Below are 17,050 nucleotides of genomic sequence, written 5' to 3' on the forward strand. Positions count from 1 at the left end.
AAATTTAATACCGAACCAGCGCAGAAGCCCAGGCAAAACCGCCGCCGAAGGCTTCCAGCAATAATGTCTGGCCACGTTTGATCCGGCCATCCCGTATCGCTTCATCTAATGCCGTTGGCACAGTCGCAGCAGAGGTATTGCCATAACGGTCAAGGTTAATCACCACCTGATCCATCGACATATCCAGTTTGCGGGCGACCGCAGAGATAATGCGTAAATTTGCCTGATGCGGTACCAACCAGTCAATTTCGGATTTATCCATATTATTGGCACTCAGCGTTTGTTCGACCACCTGAGATAACTTGTTAACGGCCACTTTAAACACGTCATTACCTTTCATGCTGCCCCAGGAGTTGTGCACCGAGTGCTCATCACCGCGAATAGGGTTATCGACATACAGTAATTCAGAGTATTTGCCATCGGCATGAATATGGGTTGATAAAATACCCGGCTCTGCTGAAGCTTCCAGCAATACCGCACCAGCCGCATCACCAAACAAAATCACCATGGAGCGGTCTTCCGGGCTGATTAATTGCGACAGACAATCAGAACCAATCACCATAATGCGCTTGGCTATACCGGTTTTAATATATTGATCTGCCACACTCAGGCCATAGCAAAAGCCGGCACAGGCGGCCGCAATATCAAAAGCAGGGATAGCAGGGATAGCCAGCTCGCGCTGAATTTCACAAGCCGCACTGGGTAAGGCCCTGGCAGCGCTGGTGGTGGCACAGATAATCATATCGATGCTGTTTTTATCGATGCCCGCTGCAGCAATCGCCTGCAGTGCAGCCTGGGCGCCCATGGTAGCGACAGTTTCGTCAGCACCGATGATCCGCCGCTCTTTTATACCTGTTCGCTCAATAATCCATTCATCGGTGGTTTCCACCATGGTTTCCAGATCGGCGTTGGTGCGAACGTGTGACGGGAAATAACTCCCGGTACCAATAATGCGTGAGTACATGCGAGCCTATGCTTTATCAATTAATACGTGTTCCAACCGATCTTTAATTTTAGCAGGCACCTGGCGTTCAACCTCGCACACTGCTTGTCGGATGGCACTTAAAAATGCGTCTTTTGTCGCATTTCCATGACTTTTCACTACAATTCCGCGCAATCCTATCAGACTTGCGCCGTTATAGTGGTCGGGGTTCACTCCCTGATAAAGACTTTTTATAAAAGGTTTCAGTAACCAGCCGAAAAGCTGCGCACTCATTCGTTGTCGCATGCTGCTTTCAAAACGGCGCAAAATCAGTTTGGCCACGCCTTCACAGGTTTTTAATGCCACGTTACCGACAAAGCCATCACAGACAATAACGTCGGCCTTGCCGGAAAAAATATCATCGCCTTCAATATAACCGATGTAGTTAATGTCGTTGCAGCTGGTTAGTAATTGCGAAGCCCGTTTAATTTGATCTGAACCTTTAATTTCCTCTTCGCCCATGTTTAACAAAGCGACTTTGGGAAAACGAATACCCACCACTTCTTCGGCCATCACAGCGCCCATCACAGCAAACTGAAATAAGGTATCAGCGTCACAGTTAACGGTTGCGCCTAAATCCAGCATATACACCGGGTTGCCTTTACAGCTGGGTAAACCACTGATCAGCGCTGGGCGTTCCACGCCGTTCAGCATTTTTAGCACATAGTGGGCCATCGCAATCAGAGCACCAGTATTACCAGCGCTGACACACGCCTGCACAGTGCCCTGCTCAACTAAGTCCAGCGCCCGGCGCATCGATGATTCACGTTTATTGCGCAGGGCAACAGAGGGCTTATCGGCCATAGCAACATCGTTACTGCTGGCAACTACACACAGCTGAGGATGAGGAAAGCTGTTATAGAAAACGAGTTGCTGTTCCAGTAACAAAGGGTCACCGCACAACACAAGTTCTAAATGAGGGAATTCCGCTATCGCTGCCAGGGCTGCAGGAATAGTAGTAAGGGGGCCATGGTCGCCCCCCATCATATCTAAAGCAAGTTTAATCTTTAATGGCTGCACCAGGTGCATCCAGATTTACTTTACTTTACGGCCTTTGTAGAAACCATCGGCAGTAATGTGGTGACGACGGTGCGTTTCACCCGTAGTTGAATCAACTGACAGCGTAGGGCCAGTTAACGCATCATGTGAGCGACGCATGTCACGACGTGCACGAGATTTTTTGTTTTGCTGAACAGCCATGGTATTTCTCCTAAATCACTTTTTTTTCAGTTCTTGCAGTATGGCAAAGGGGTTTGGTTTTTCTGGTTCTGGCCCTATGTCACCGAAACTCATTGCATCAGCACTGATATTGCAGTCTGTTGCATCATGCATCGGAAACAGTGGTAATGCCAGAATAAGTTCATCCTCAACCAACTGCCGTAAATTTATTTCGCCGTGCTCGTCACGAACAATTATGTCGTAACGCTCCGGAATTAACGCCAGAGCGGCATCATCATCCCCTTTCACCGGGGTATACGTAAAACGACTGTCTAATGCCAGCGTCATCGGCTCGCCACAACGCTCGCAGCATACGACAACCTGAACCGCAGCCTCACCTTGTAATACGGCAAGGCCTTGTTCGTCAGTTCCGCATTCAATTCTTACTGCTACGTCGCCTTGTTTTTCAACCAGACTCTCAGTTAACCGGGTAAGGGTTTGCAGCGGCACTATGCCGTCAAAAATAGACCGCTTTTGTGCAGCTTTAACCGGATCTAAGGTAACAGGTATTTTCACTTTTTGCATAAGGCGCGCATCATATAGAACCCAACCCCTGCTGTCAAAGGGTTCCAGCAGATTTTTCTGCTTTTTATCCGCTGCTGGCAAACGGTGCTTGGTGAAAGTACCTTTTGCTTGGCATAATAAGTTTTTGTGCAGCTGTTTTCGGGGAATATATGGCTAAATGCAGCCTGCCGGCGCTCTATCTGGCATCTACATCACCTTACCGGCAGCAATTACTGGCAAAGCTAACACCGCACTTTACGGCAATTAAACCTGAGGTCGATGAAACCGCGCTACCGGATGAAGCTGCAACAGCCCTGGTCAGCCGGTTGGCCATAACAAAAGCCCATGCGGTTGCTGCGAGCTTAACAGAGGGTTTGGTCATTGGCGCTGATCAGGTGGCGCTATTTAACGGCCAGATTATTGGTAAACCACATACCCGGCAAAATGCCATTGCCCAGCTGAGCCAGTTTAGTGGCCACAGTGTCACTTTTTTAACCGGTCTGGCGTTAATTAACGCCGCAACAAGCCACTGTCAGTGCGTGGTTGAGCCATTTACTGTTTGTTTTCGCTCGTTGACCAGCGCAGAAATTATTGCCTATGTGGAGCGCGAGCAACCACTGGATTGTGCCGGCAGCTTTAAAAGCGAAGGTTTAGGCATAAGCCTGTTTAGCGCATTGCAAGGTGACGACCCCAATAGCCTGATTGGCTTGCCCTTAATTAAACTGCTACAGCTGTTGCGTAATGAGGGGGTAAACCTGTTAACCGCTGGCGCTTAGCTGGTCAGCGGTTTATGGTTAATGCTTTATGGCTAATGCTTTATGGCTAAATATAGGATAACAGCGACGGTAAGTTATCAATAATGGCTTTGGGTTGAAATTGTGCCAGCACCTCTGCGCCATGCACGCCATGGGTAACGCCTACTCTGGGCATTGCTATTGCCTGCGCCATTTTCATATCGTGGCTGGTATCCCCTACCATAATGGCCTGATCCGGTTCGATGCCAAGCTGTTTACTGATTTGCAGCAGCATATCCGGATGAGGTTTTGACTGCGCTTCATCAGCGCAGCGGCTGGTAACAAAGTAGTGGCCGAGGCCGGTTTCGGCAAACATCCGTTCCAGACCATGGCGCGCTTTACCGGTAGCGACCGCCAGCAGGATATTTTGCTCCGCCAGGGTTTTTAACACCTGCTCAGCACCGTCGAACAGCGGGCTGGGGGTGGTGTTATAAATGGTGTAGTGATCACGATAGTGTGCAAATAACTGGCTGCGCTGCTCAGCATTAGTGTCAGGAAATAACACGGCAAAGGCCGGGTCCAGGCTCAGGCCGATAATCTGCTTTACGGCATGGCTGCTGGGTACCACTATACCGGTAGATTCAGCGGCAGCCTGCATCGAAGATACGATACGACCTATCGAATCCATAACCGTGCCGTCCCAGTCGAAAATAACTAACTTTACTTCTGCCATATGACTTTTACCTAAACTATTTTCTCGTTAATTTTGTCAGGGCTTTATCCAGCTGCGCATCTAACGGCGCTTCAATTCGCATGGTGGTCTGGCTGTTGGGGTGAATAAAGCTCAGGCTTTTGGCATGTAAAAATAACCGGTTTAAGCCCAGCTGCTGCATCTGGCTGCTAAAGTCGTTGTCGCCATACTTATCATCACAAGCGATAGGATGCCCCTTACAGGCGGTATGCACCCGGATTTGATGGGTGCGGCCGGTTACTGGAAAGGCTTCAACCAGAGTACCCTCCTGATAACGTTGTAAAATCCGAAAACGGGTTTCCGATGGCTTACCATTGACCTCGTCTACCTTTACCACCCGCTCGCCCGATTGCAGGGTATTTTTACGCAGCGGCTCAGTCACCTTACGCACTTTATTGTCCCAGTCACCGCTAACCAGCGCCCAGTATTTTTTCTCGACCGTTTTATCGCGCAGCTGCGCATGTAAGTGGGTCAGTACCGAGCGCTTTTTGGCGATCAGCAAACAGCCTGAAGTATCGCGGTCTAAACGGTGCACCAATTCCAGTAGTTTCGCTTGCGGCCGCAATGCCCGCATCGCTTCTATCACCCCGAATTGCAAGCCACTGCCACCGTGTACCGCCATGCCGGAAGGCTTGTTCAATACAATAAGGTCACTGTCTTCAAACAGAATATGACTTTCCAGCTCACTGACCAGGCTAAGCTTAACTGACACCCGGTCCGGCTCGGCAGCAACCGTTAATGGCGGCACCCGCACGATATCCGCCTGCTGCAGCTTATACTCAGGTTTGATCCGTTTTTTGTTAACTCGAACCTCTCCTTTTCTTAAAACCCGATAAATAACACTTTTTGGCACACCTTTGAGCCGCGCCAGTAAAAAATTGTCTATTCGTTGACCGATATAATCATCTTCGATTTCAATCATTTGTATCGGTAATTTGATTCCATCTGTCATGGGTTCTAAATACTCTGCTAAAATTACTTTTAAGTTGCTATCCGGTGCATATTAGTGGGATAATCACCCGGCTAATTATGCCAAAATGTGGCAATTAGGGCGCTCAACGTGACATAAGAGAAATTGTGCGGCACCGTCAGGGGATGTGATCATACCGAATTCGTGGTGAAAACCAACGTTTTTATAGCCCCGGCGTTTAATTAACGCCATTTGCCTGAGGTAATGTTGCGTAATCTGTTACCAACAACGGCAAAACACAATTTCCAGTGACCTGAGCAACATGAGAAATTTGCTATAGCGCAACGCCGAACGGCGGTGTGTTTCAGATTCAAACGAAAACAGATAACTGTACTGTAAATAGTGACAATTTGGTTCCCTCAGGTATCCCAGTCGTGAGACTGCATTATTTGATGCCTGATAACATCTGAACACCCAGGTGCCCAGTAAGGTTGCGTTGTGGCTGCTAATAGAGTCACCCAACAATGAAAAGAATGTTAATTAATGCAACTCAGGAAGAAGAAATCCGCGTTGCTTTGGTCGATGGCCAAAAACTGTATGACCTGGATATTGAAAGCCCGGGCCATGAACAAAAAAAAGCGAATATTTACAAAGGTAAAATCACCCGGGTTGAACCCAGCCTTGAAGCCGCCTTTGTTGACTACGGCGCTGATCGGCATGGTTTTTTGCCATTAAAAGAAATTTCCCGCGATTACTTTCCTAAAGGTTACAGCTTCGACGGCCGCCCCAATATTAAAGAGGTAGTTAAAGAAGGCCAGGAAGTTATTATTCAAATCGATAAAGAAGAACGGGGCCAGAAAGGCGCCGCGCTAACCACCTTTATCAGTTTAGCCGGCTCTTACCTGGTATTAATGCCGAATAACCCTCGTGCCGGTGGTATTTCCCGCCGCATAGAAGGTGATGAGCGCCAGGAATTAAAAGACTCGCTGGGCCAGTTAGAAATGCCTGATGGCATGGGTTTAATTGTCCGTACTGCCGGCGTAGGTAAATCTTACGAAGAGCTGGATTACGACTTAAAGGCCTTGTTAAAGCATTGGTCAGCGATTACCGACGAAGCCGCCAAGCGCCCTTCGCCCTTTTTAATTCACCAGGAAAGTAACGTGGTATTTCGCGCCATTCGCGATTACCTGCGCCGCGATGTAGGTGAAATCCTGATTGATAACCCGAAGATTTTTGAAGAAGCTAAAGTCTATATTCAGCAGTTCCGGCCTGACTTTGCCCACCGGGTAAAAATGTACGACGGTGAAGTACCGCTGTTTATGCACTACCAGATTGAAACCCAGATTGAAACCGCCTTTCGCCGTGAAGTACGGCTACCTTCAGGTGGTTCTATTGTTATCGACGGTACTGAAGCCCTTACTGCTATTGATATTAACTCCTCAAAAGCGACCAAAGGTGGCGATATTGAAGAAACCGCCTTTAATACCAATTTGGAAGCAGCCGATGAAATTGCCCGCCAGTTACGCTTACGTGACTTAGGCGGTTTAATTGTTATCGACTTTATCGATATGACGCCAGTACGGCATCAGCGCGAAGTAGAAAACCGCCTGAAAGATGCGGTTAAACACGACCGGGCCCGGGTACAAATTGGCCGGATCTCGCGCTTTGGCTTACTGGAAATGTCACGGCAGCGCCTGCGCCCGTCATTGGGTGAGTCTGCCGGTCACGTTTGTCCGCGCTGTCATGGCCGCGGCACTATTCGTGGTACCGAAAGCTCTGCGCTATCCATTTTGCGCTTAATTGAAGAAGAAGCGATTAAAGATAACACCAGCCAGATCCATGCTCAGGTGCCTATCTCGGTTGCCACCTATTTAATGAACGAAAAGCGCGAATCAGTGCGGCGCATTGAAAAACGCAACGGCATTCAGATTTTCATTATTCCAAATGAACACCTGGAAACACCTAACTATGAAGTATCACGCATCCGGATTGATGAAGAGCTGGATGACGTTAGCTACAACATGGTGAAAGCGCCTGAGGTTATCAGTAAGCCTTATCAGCCCAGTGTTGAAGTGGTAAAAGAAAAGCCCGCAGTTTCAGCTATTAATATTGCCCAGACCGCCCCTGCCCGCACTGCACCAGTAGTAGCGCCAGTGGTTAATGCTGAGCCTGATTTATTTAGTAAACTGAGCAAGTGGTTTAAAGGGTTAATTACCGGTAGCGAACCAAAAACCGAACACAGTAAAACGCCTAGTAAGCAACATACCGCCCGCAAGGAAGATGGCAGAGCGCCGCGTGATGGTAGCCGCGCTACTCGCGATACTGGCCGTGATGCTGCTCGTGACGGTAGCCGCGATGCTAATCGAGATAGCAGCCGCGCCGATGGTAAAAGCGATAGTAACCGTCGCCGGAATAATAAACGCCGTCGCCCGGATCAGGCTGTTGAACGCAGCGTAGAGAAAGATGACGCGATCGTCGCTGCTGAAACTCCGGTAAAACAGGAACGTACAGCACGTCCTGTGCAAGAGCGGAGCAACCGTCAGCCAGATAGTCGTAAGCCACACGCTGAGCGGCTAACTGCGGAACCGGTAGCGGATGTCGTAAGCGAAGAGCCAAAAGAACGCAGCGTTGCAGCAGAGCGGCGTCAACGGCGTAATATGCGTAAATCTGTGCGGATGTCTCAGCCAGCAGATAACGCAGCAACCGAGCTGAACACAGCGGCCAAGCCAGCTATCATTGCTGAGCCAGCGGTAGCAGTTGAACAAGTTACCGCAGCAGCGCCTGCGGCGGATAACACTGTTGTAGTGGCAACCAGCCAGGCAACAGACATCAGCCCAGCGCCGGCAGCAGTAGCAGAAACCAGCGTGCCAGCAGAAGTTGCCGATGTTTCACCAGTAACGGAGCAGAACGCGACTGAAACAACGGAGCCAGAAACCTCAGCGCCGGAAACAACAGAAGCCGCCACGGTAACCGAGCAGGAAGAAACCGAAACGGCAGAACCACGTAGCCGCAACCGGCGCTCGCCGCGCCATTTGCGGGCAGCAGGCCAGAAACGGAAGAAAGATCAGCAGGAGCTGGCGGATGGTTCTACAGCAGCAGAAACCGACAGCGACACTGTTGCTGCAGTTGAAGCGGTTGAAGCGGTTGAAGCGGTTGAAGCCACAGTAACCAGCCCGGCGCCTGCCACAGCAACGCCAGACACTGCAGAAGTTGCAAAAGAAGCTGAAGTTGCAACCACAGATAGCGGCGACAGCAAACCAGCCGCAGGCAAAAGCAGGGCCAAGCCTGGCCGGCCGCGTGCGAAACGCAAGGTAGCAGACGCAGCTGACGATAGCGCAGCTGACGGCAAGGCACAAAAAGCGGAGACTACCCTAGCGGATGTTAAAGCGGAACCCAGTGTGCCAGCGCAATCTGAGCTTAACCTGGCACCTGCCGAAGTGATAGCTGCGGTGCCACCAGCTCAGCCAGCAGCCAAGCCAAAAGCAGCTGTAGCTAAAGCAGCACCGGCTAAAGCCGGCAGTCGCTTCGGCAATATGGTAGTCGCTGATATGGCCAAGCCTGCCGCCGCTGCGGTAGCAGTAACTGCAGACAGCGCAGCAGACAACAGCCAGGTAGCCGCCAGTGCCAGCGAACGGCCTGCGGTTAGCAGTTCAAGCCGGCCAGCCGGTTCTGCTTTTGCCCGTCAGGCAGCCAGTGCACCAATGACTAAACCTGATAAAGCAGAATAAAAAAAATCCCCCGCTAGCGGGGGACTTTTTACAATCTCTTGCAAAAAAACCAGCTTAACCGCTGGTTTTTTTATTGTTAGAAATCGTATTTAGCACTGAACTGCAAACGGTTCATTGCACCGTCCATACCGGATTCCAGTTCCCGGTTAGCATATTTGTACTCAGCACCTACCATCAGCTTTTTATTAACCTGGTACAGCAGGTTAGCGCTGTAACTATGCGTTCGCTTATTCGCCGCCATACCCGTTAAAGCTGTGTCATTATCAATATCCAGCGCCGAATACAGCACGGTAGAGCGCCACTGATCATTCCACAAATGGCGATAGGCCACAGAATAAGCGGTTACATCGATAGTTTTCAGTCCGGCATTCGGACCATTACCATTTAATACCGCGCCATTGGTGGTATTTAAGCCAACATAACGGCCCAGGCCTTTACCGGTATTAAAGGTAAAACGCAGATCGTTTTTATTGGAAAAATTGACCTTACCGCTGACGGACAAACCGTAGGACGTTACATCATCTTCGTAATCTACCCCATTGTAGACACCGTCAATACTGATCTGGCGCATTAAACCGGCCACCCGTAATACCCCCCAATCGGTGGTCAGGCTGTAGCTGGCGGTAAAATCAGGCGTAGCATTGTCATCGGTGGTAATACGGGCACCACCGCCGAAAGGCGTAATGGTACTTTCCGGGTTTTCAACGGCAAAAGCAAAGTTACCATGGGTATAACGAACCTGAGCCTGGCGGATAAAAACAGCCGCATCCGGATTACCGACAAAATCGAGGGTATCTGGTAACGATGCCAAATCCATAAAGTTTGACCATGTCTGGCCAAGCGTCCAGTTTTTATATTTAATAAAAGCATGCCGCATCACCGGGCTGTAACCATTGGTGGTGCGCTCATCATTGCCGTTGTTACTGGTCATAAAATCGAATTCGATATGGCCGGTAACCTTTTCACCGTTGCCTAAATCGGTTGAAGTGCCGAAAAAGAATCGGCTCTGCCGGGCATGCATATCAAAACGATTGGTACTGGCACCACCAATTGGCGTTAACGACGGCACATAAAAATCACGGCCCAAAGCGGCAATTTCGCCGTCAGAATCAGTGGTCATGGCATCAAGCTTAACAAAGCCACCAAAGGTGACATTGGTATCGCCTATACTAAAGCCCGTGCTCGCCTGGGCACTACCGGCAACCAGCGCCAGCGCAATGGCGGTAGCAAGGGTACTGAAAGTCTTTCTTTGTCTCATCTGAAGTTCTCCATCTTTATTATTGTAATAACATCTGTTGTGCATTATTTAGATTTGATCATGTTCAACTTTGGGCGACAGTCTGTTAGTTCGCAATTAGCCTTTAGTCGCAGTTCGCGCAATAGCCAATGCTTGGCTAGACTATGGTCTAATTTCATTTAACGCCTGATTTAGATAGAAAGTAACCAGGTTAAAATTCTTATATATAAAGCAGATCCGCAGGGGAAACTATGTCACATCCAAGTCTTTATCCGGTAAGTGCGAAGGCCAGCGCCAGAACACATATCACAGATGACGTTTATCAGCAGATGTATCGTCAGTCGATTGAGCAGCCTGACGCATTCTGGGCTGAACAAGGTAAACGCCTTGACTGGATCACGCCGTACAGCAAGATTAAAGACACCAGCTTTGAACTTGGCAAGGTAAAAGTGAACTGGTACAGCGATGGCAGCTTGAATGCCAGCTATAATTGTTTAGACCGTCATCTTAAAAGCCGCGCTGAGCAGGTTGCGTTTTACTGGGAAGGTGATGAGCCTGGCGTGCAGAAAACAGTCACTTATCAGCAACTGTATGATCAGGTATGCCGCCTGGCCAATGGTATGAAATCATTGGGTATTAAAAAAGGTGATCGGGTCACCATCTATCTGCCGATGATCCCGGAAGCCGCTGTAGCGCTATTAGCCTGCGCCCGGATTGGTGCCGTGCACTCCGTGGTATTTGCCGGCTTTTCGCCTGACGCCCTGGGCAGCCGGATTGTCGACTGTGATTCCAAGTTAGTGATCACCTCTGATCAAGCGCTGCGTGGTAGCAGAGCAACCCATTTAAAAGACAATACTGACGCGGCGCTGGGCCATCTGGGTAGTGCCAGCCCGGTCCAGAATGTCATCGTCGTCAAGCATGTCGGCAAAAATATCGATTTTCACCCTAGCCGCGATGTCTGGTATCACGAGCTGGTCGCCAGCCAGAGCAACAGTTGTGAACCCGAGCCAATGAATGCCGAGGACCCGCTGTTTATTTTATATACCTCAGGTTCAACCGGTAAACCCAAAGGCGTGCTGCACACCACCGGCGGCTATCTGGTGTATGCCGCCATGACCCACCAATATGTGTTTGATTATCATGACGGCGATATCTACTGGTGCGCCGCCGATGTAGGCTGGGTCACCGGCCATAGTTATATTATCTACGGGCCACTGGCCAATGGCGCCAGCAGCGTGATGTTTGAGGGGGTTCCCACCTACCCCAGCGTCAAACGTATTGCCCAGATTGTCGATAAGTATCAGGTCAATATTCTGTACACAGCCCCGACGGCTATCCGGGCTCTGATGGCCCACGGCGACAGCCCGGTGGCAGGCGCAGACTTAAGCTCGCTGAAAACCCTGGGCAGTGTTGGCGAGCCAATTAACCCGGAAGCCTGGAACTGGTATTACGAAAAAGTCGGGCTTAGCCAATGCCCTATCGTCGATACCTGGTGGCAGACAGAAACCGGCGGTATTTTAATTACGCCGCTGCCGGGAGCTACAGCATTAAAGCCCGGCTCAGCTACCCGGCCGTTTTTTGGGGTTAAACCGGCCATTGTTGATAATGAAGGGCATCAGCTTGCCGGCGTCGCGGAGGGTAACCTGGTGATCCTGGACAGCTGGCCTGGCCAGATGCGCACCTTGTATGGCGATCATGACCGGTTTGAACAAACTTATTTTAGTACTTATCCGGGGGTCTATTTTACCGGGGACGGTGCCAAGCGCGACGAGGATGGTTACTACTGGCTGACTGGACGGGTAGACGATGTACTGAATATTTCCGGCCATCGTTTGGGCACTGCTGAGATAGAGAGCTGCCTGGTAGCGCACGATGCGATTGCTGAAGCGGCTGTGGTCGGTTACCCGCATGAGATTAAAGGCCAGGGTATTTATGTCTATGTTACGCCTCGGGTTGGTGTTGAACCCAGTGATGAACTTACCAAGGCTATCAGGGCCTGGGTACGGGAAGAGATATCCCCTATCGCGACCCCGGATTTAGTGCAATGGGCGCCCGCTGGCCTGCCAAAAACCCGCTCAGGCAAGATTATGCGGCGCATATTACGCAAGATTGCCGCTAACGAACATGACCAGTTAGGCGATATTTCTACTCTGGCTGATCCATCAGTAGTTGAAATTTTAGTGAATAACCGTTTAAATCGTAAGTAAGGCAAAAACAGCGTACACTAACGTTGTTTCAAGTTGCAGCAAACAAGGCCGCTATTGCGGCCTTTATAATAATTACAATGCTGGACCTTACCGGAGGATTGATATGGCAAAGCTTATCGTTGCAGACGACCATCCGTTGTTTCGCAATGCGCTGATTAATGCGATAAGCAGTACCTTTGTCACTAAGGCGACCATTGAAACAGACAGTTTCGATAGCACCTGCACGGCACTGGAGCAACATCCGGATACTGATCTGTTGCTGCTGGATTTGCATATGCCCGGCAATTGCGGTTTTCTGGGGTTAATTCAGTTACGCAAGAACTACCCCAGCCTGCCAATAGTGGTCATTTCTGCCAGTGAAGAGCTGGACGTTATTCGCCGGGTTATTGCCTTTGGCGCATCGGCCTATATTCCCAAATCCGCTAACCCGGTGGATATCAGCACGGCATTAAATGCGGTACTAGCGGGTGAACTATGGGTACCGGCTAACTTACACAAAGCGGTGTTTCAGCAGCAAAGTGCCGGCGAGGATTTAGATTTAGCGGCAAAAGTTGCCCAGCTAACGCAGCAGCAATATAAGGTGTTGTATTACTTAACCGAAGGCTGGTTAAATAAACAAATTGCCTATGATTTACATATTTCCGAAGCCACCGTCAAAGCACATATCACGGCTATTTTTCGAAAACTGGGTTGCACTAACCGCACCCAGGTGGTTATTCAGGCCCAGCGTCTGACCTTAGAGCCACCAGTTGACCGTGCCATGGCAAAACAGCACTAAGCTGTGACGCGCGTTAGCGTGATAACCTGTTACAACAGATTACCCCTCTTCAGCATTTTAAAATGATTCAAACTGGCGCGCAGTGCGCCAGGTTTAATCGGCTTGGCCAGATACATCAGGCCTGCTGCTTTAGCCTGTGCCGCCAAATCAGCTTGCGGTGACGCAGATACCAGGATGCCACCTACATCTCCCCAGTACACTTTAATTTGCTGATATAAATCCAGACCATTCACATGCTGACCCAACTGATAATCAATCAGCATGACATCAGGCGCAGGCGCATGCTGGGCATACGCCAGTAATTCTGCATCGTCATAAAAACAACTTACCTCGGCTATTTGCCACTGTTCCAGCAACACCTTAAGAGCGGCCAGGTTAGCCGCATCATCATCAATACAAACCACTGTCAGCCCCGGTAATGGCCGTTGTGTGCTTTGCCCCGGCAACGGCAGGCTGACGCGCTGGCTTTGTTGTACCAGCGGTAAACTGATGCTGAACAGCGTTCCATGCCGCGGCCTGGAGCGTACATCAAGTGGGTGCCCCAGTAATTTCGCCATCCGGTGCACCACGCCCAGCCCTAACCCAACCCCTTGCTGGCCTTTGGCAGTGGCATCTATCCGGTAGAAATCTTCAAAAATCCGTTCTAGATCCTGACTGGCAATCCCCGGGCCGGTATCCCATACCTGCACCACCAGTTTATCACCCCGCTTTCTGCAGCCGACTAAAATGCGCCCCTTAACCGTATATTTAATCGCATTTGACAGCAAATTTTGCAAAATTCGCCGCAAATAGGTCGGGTCAGTTTGTACATGATTGGCCGCTATCCGTACTTTTAAACCCAGGCCTTTCTGGCTGGCCACTAAACTATATTCATCGGCCAGTTGCGATAATAATTCCTGCAACGCCACCGGCTGCACATCCGGTTTCAACTTGCCGTCATCCAGTTTGGCAATTTCCAGCAAGGTTGAAATGAGCTCTTCCGATGCTTTTAACGAATTGTCGAGTTGGCTGAGAATAGCTTTTTGCTGAGCTTTTTCCTGGGCACCGCTCAGGGCGGCAGTAAATAAGCGGGCAGCATTTAACGGCTGCAAAATATCATGGCTGGCCAATGCCAGAAAACGGGTTTTTGAGGCATTAGCGGCTTCAGCTTCCGCTTTTGCCTGTAATAGTTGCTGCTCAGTTTCCCGCCGCCTGGCAACTTCAGCCAACAGTTCCTGATTCATATCCGAGATAGTCTGGGTACGGTCCTGCACCCGGTCTTCCAGATGTTGTTTAGCTTCTGCCAACGCTTGTACGGCTTTTACATGCTCAGAAATATCAGTAAAACTGGTGACAAAGCCGCCCCCCGGGATAGGGTTGCCGCGCATTTCAATGACCCGGCCGTCAGGTCTGACCCGCTGAAACACATGAGCGGTACCTTTTTGCATATGGCTGATCCGTTTTTCAACATGCTCATCCGGATCACCCGGGCCGCAGAGCCCTCGTTCGGCATTTAAGCGAACAATATCTGCTACCGGCCGGCCAACCCGCACCATACTTTCAGGATAACTAAACATTTCCAGATAGGCTTTATTCCAGGCCACCAATTTCAATTCGCGGTCGACCACACTGACTCCCTGGCTTAAATGCTCCAGAGTGGAAAATAGAATTTTACGCGAGAATTGAATGGCCTGCGTAGTATCGTCAAACAGGGTGACTACATCTTCAAAACCAAGCTGCCGTCCTTCCAGCACCGCATTGACCATCGCCGATGCAGAAGAGGCGCCGATAACGCCGGCCAGTTCGCGTTCAACATGTTCAACCAGGCCGACACTGGGCAAGTCATCCAGCTGTAAACTCAGGTTTTGTTTACGGCCAAATTCTGCCAGGCACTCAATAGCCCGGCTGTTGCCGACAAACCGCTCCAGCAGAATTTTCAAATCGGCATTATGAATGCGGATGCGCCGCGCGGGTGTATCCTGATGATCTATTGGTAAATTCGGTTTTACAAAAGCCACCGCCTGCAGCCGGTCCTGCAGATTGACGTAAGTCAGCAACGACACCAGCAAATACGCCAGGATGTTAAAACCCAGCGACAACAAGACGCCATGACTTAAACTATCAAGCGTAATACCAAACATGGCGGTAGGCGACAACCACATCAGACCAAATAAACCCTGCTGCATAATATCGCTGTTGATCACTCCGGCATTAACCAGCTGCGGCAGCATCAGGGTATAAAACCACAGTACCAGGCCTAAACTGAGGCCGGCATAAACGCCCCAGGCATTGCCACGACGCCAGTACAGCCCGCCCAGCACGGCCGGTGCCAGCTGAATTGCCAGGGCAAAGGCCAGCAGGCCGGTTTCAGCCAGTTCATAACTGCGGGCAAATATCTGGTAATAGAAATAAGATAAGCCCATTACCAGTAAAATCATGGCCCGGCGTACCAGTAAAATCAACATACTGTAGTCGTGCGGCATGCCCTTGCGATGATTAGTTTGCAGTAAGCTTGGCATCACCACGTCGTTACTAATCATGGTACTGAGTGCCAGGGTGGCGATAATAATCATCGAGGTGGCAGCAGAGAAACCACCGATAAAAACCAGCACACTTAAACTATTCCAGCCCGACTGAGCCGGGATGCGTAACACAAAGCTATCGGCTTCAGACAACAGAGTGGGAAACATTTGCATACCGGCTACCGCTATCGGCACTACAACTATCGTTACCAGCAACAGGTAACCCGAGAACCAACGTCTGGCATGGCGCAGATGATGAACGGAGACATTCTCAACAAAGGCAACGTGAAACTGGCGTGGTAATAAAAACACTGCGGCCATCGCCAGAATAGTTTTAGTAATAAACTCCACCAGCCCTGAAGTAGTGTATTGCGCTTGCTGCTGACTGGCATGGGCGGCAAAGGCCTGTAGCACGTTTTGCTCTTTATCCAGAATAAACACGTAAACGGCAATCGCCAGGGTTAACAGCGCAAAAAGCTTGACCACAGATTCAAAGGCAATCGCCACCATCACGCCACGATTTTGCTCGGTTAAATGCAGTTTGCGGGTACCGAACAAAATAGCAAAAAAGGCCATAGCCACAGCACTGAGCAAAGCACTGTCCTGATACCAGTGCACGGCGCTGTCAGCAAAATCACCGCCCAGCAACACCTGATAAGAACTGGCTACCGCTTTTAATTGCAGCGAAATATAGGGCACAACCACTATCAGACAAATAATTGCCGAGAACATGGCAATGTTTTTCCGCTTACCATAACGGGCAGCGATAAAATCGGCTATGGAGGTAACGTTTTGTTTTTTAGAAACATATAAAAGTTTAAATAAAAACGGCTGGCCAAAAACAAACAACAAAACGGGCCCAAGATAAATGGGTATGTAGTCCCAGCCACGGGTCACGGCAGTACCCACTGCTCCGTAGTAAGTCCAGGAGGTACAATACACGGCCAGTGCCAGGCTATAAATAAGCCCCCCATACTTTCGTATAAGGCGGTCATCAGCATGCCGTTCACCCCAGTTGGCAATCCAGAACAAACCCCCGACGTAAATCAGCGCCAATAAGGCTACAGTCCATGCCGTCACTGCTTTCTCCTACAATCTCAATATCGATACTTTGAGCCGCAACACCTCTGCTGTCAATCTCTGGCCGGCAGGCTTCGACTAAAGTCGGGCTGGCGCACTAACCAACTACTGCTAGATTAACAATGCTCGATAAAAATAACTAAAGGAGAAATATGATGGCGGACCATAAAAGTAACGCTAAGGCATACTGGCAGGCGAACCTTCGCCTGATCATTATCAGCCTGGCGATTTGGGCTTTGGTGTCCTATGGCTTTGGCATTTTACTAAGGCCAATGTTGTCAGGCATTGCAGTGGGAGGCACAGACCTGGGTTTCTGGTTTGCGCAACAGGGTTCTATTTTAACCTTTATCGCTTTGATCTTCTTCTACGCCTGGAGAATGAACAAACTCGATAAGGAATTCGGCGTGGACGAGGAGTAAG

At 49.9% G+C, this 17,050-nt stretch carries 13 protein-coding genes; 5 read left to right on the top strand and 8 right to left on the bottom strand.

The window, feature by feature from the left end; all coding sequences use genetic code 11:
• Nucleotides 1-4: 4 nt before the first annotated feature.
• The 4 genes from WG68_RS16440 to yceD are packed head-to-tail and all read right to left on the bottom strand — an operon-like array spanning nucleotide 5 to nucleotide 2,725.
• The gene (locus WG68_RS16440; RefSeq protein ID WP_046558820.1) at nucleotides 5-964 is read right to left on the bottom strand and encodes a beta-ketoacyl-ACP synthase III; all 960 of its coding nucleotides are present in this window, start codon (nucleotides 962-964) and stop codon (nucleotides 5-7) included.
• A 6-nt stretch (nucleotides 965-970) separates the two neighbouring features.
• Nucleotides 971-2,011 carry a phosphate acyltransferase PlsX gene (gene plsX, locus WG68_RS16445; protein WP_200897620.1) on the bottom strand — a complete coding sequence of 347 codons (1,041 nt, stop codon included), beginning with the start codon at nucleotides 2,009-2,011 and terminating at the stop codon, nucleotides 971-973.
• A 6-nt stretch (nucleotides 2,012-2,017) separates the two neighbouring features.
• Nucleotides 2,018-2,182 carry a 50S ribosomal protein L32 gene (rpmF, locus tag WG68_RS19455; RefSeq protein ID WP_019675618.1) on the bottom strand — a complete coding sequence of 55 codons (165 nt, stop codon included), beginning with the start codon at nucleotides 2,180-2,182 and terminating at the stop codon, nucleotides 2,018-2,020.
• Between the two features lie 15 nt (nucleotides 2,183-2,197).
• Nucleotides 2,198-2,725, bottom strand: a complete 528-nt coding sequence (gene yceD / locus WG68_RS16450) for a 23S rRNA accumulation protein YceD (protein WP_046558882.1) — start codon at nucleotides 2,723-2,725, stop codon at nucleotides 2,198-2,200.
• 149 nt (nucleotides 2,726-2,874) lie between these two features.
• On the opposite strand from yceD, the gene WG68_RS16455 reads away from it, so the two are divergent.
• Nucleotides 2,875-3,480, top strand: coding sequence for a Maf family protein (locus tag WG68_RS16455; RefSeq protein ID WP_046558821.1), 606 nt, complete (start codon nucleotides 2,875-2,877; stop codon nucleotides 3,478-3,480).
• 46 nt (nucleotides 3,481-3,526) lie between these two features.
• Here WG68_RS16455 and WG68_RS16460 read toward each other — a convergent pair whose 3' ends face one another.
• Nucleotides 3,527-4,171 (bottom strand): HAD family hydrolase, encoded by a 645-nt coding sequence (locus tag WG68_RS16460; RefSeq protein ID WP_046558822.1) that lies wholly within the window; start codon nucleotides 4,169-4,171, stop codon nucleotides 3,527-3,529.
• Nucleotides 4,172-4,187: 16 nt separating this feature from the next.
• Nucleotides 4,188-5,141 carry a 23S rRNA pseudouridine(955/2504/2580) synthase RluC gene (rluC, locus tag WG68_RS16465; RefSeq protein ID WP_046558823.1) on the bottom strand — a complete coding sequence of 318 codons (954 nt, stop codon included), beginning with the start codon at nucleotides 5,139-5,141 and terminating at the stop codon, nucleotides 4,188-4,190.
• Nucleotides 5,142-5,623: 482 nt separating this feature from the next.
• Between rluC and rne the strand changes: the two genes are divergently transcribed.
• A complete protein-coding gene (gene rne / locus WG68_RS16470) occupies nucleotides 5,624-8,827 on the top strand; it encodes a ribonuclease E (RefSeq protein WP_046558824.1) in 3,204 nt (1,067 codons plus the stop codon).
• A gap of 76 nt (nucleotides 8,828-8,903) precedes the next feature.
• Here the strand turns inward: rne and WG68_RS16475 are convergent, their stop codons facing one another.
• A complete protein-coding gene (locus WG68_RS16475; RefSeq protein WP_046558825.1) occupies nucleotides 8,904-10,085 on the bottom strand; it encodes a DcaP family trimeric outer membrane transporter in 1,182 nt (393 codons plus the stop codon).
• A gap of 230 nt (nucleotides 10,086-10,315) precedes the next feature.
• Between WG68_RS16475 and acs the strand changes: the two genes are divergently transcribed.
• Together acs and WG68_RS16485 are read left to right on the top strand one after the other, a co-directional pair.
• Nucleotides 10,316-12,271, top strand: coding sequence for an acetate--CoA ligase (gene acs / locus WG68_RS16480; protein WP_046558826.1), 1,956 nt, complete (start codon nucleotides 10,316-10,318; stop codon nucleotides 12,269-12,271).
• 103 nt (nucleotides 12,272-12,374) lie between these two features.
• Nucleotides 12,375-13,049, top strand: coding sequence for a LuxR C-terminal-related transcriptional regulator (locus tag WG68_RS16485; protein WP_046558827.1), 675 nt, complete (start codon nucleotides 12,375-12,377; stop codon nucleotides 13,047-13,049).
• 29 nt (nucleotides 13,050-13,078) lie between these two features.
• On the opposite strand, the gene WG68_RS16490 is transcribed toward WG68_RS16485, so the two are convergent.
• Nucleotides 13,079-16,630 (bottom strand): PAS domain-containing hybrid sensor histidine kinase/response regulator, encoded by a 3,552-nt coding sequence (locus tag WG68_RS16490; protein WP_046558828.1) that lies wholly within the window; start codon nucleotides 16,628-16,630, stop codon nucleotides 13,079-13,081.
• A 155-nt stretch (nucleotides 16,631-16,785) separates the two neighbouring features.
• Here WG68_RS16490 and WG68_RS16495 point away from each other — a divergent pair, with 155 nt between their 5' ends.
• Nucleotides 16,786-17,049 (top strand): DUF4212 domain-containing protein, encoded by a 264-nt coding sequence (locus WG68_RS16495; protein WP_046558883.1) that lies wholly within the window; start codon nucleotides 16,786-16,788, stop codon nucleotides 17,047-17,049.
• Nucleotide 17,050 lies beyond the last annotated feature (1 nt).

It is taken from the genome of Arsukibacterium ikkense (assembly GCF_000987775.1).
Lineage (GTDB): Bacteria > Pseudomonadota > Gammaproteobacteria > Enterobacterales > Alteromonadaceae > Alishewanella > Alishewanella ikkense.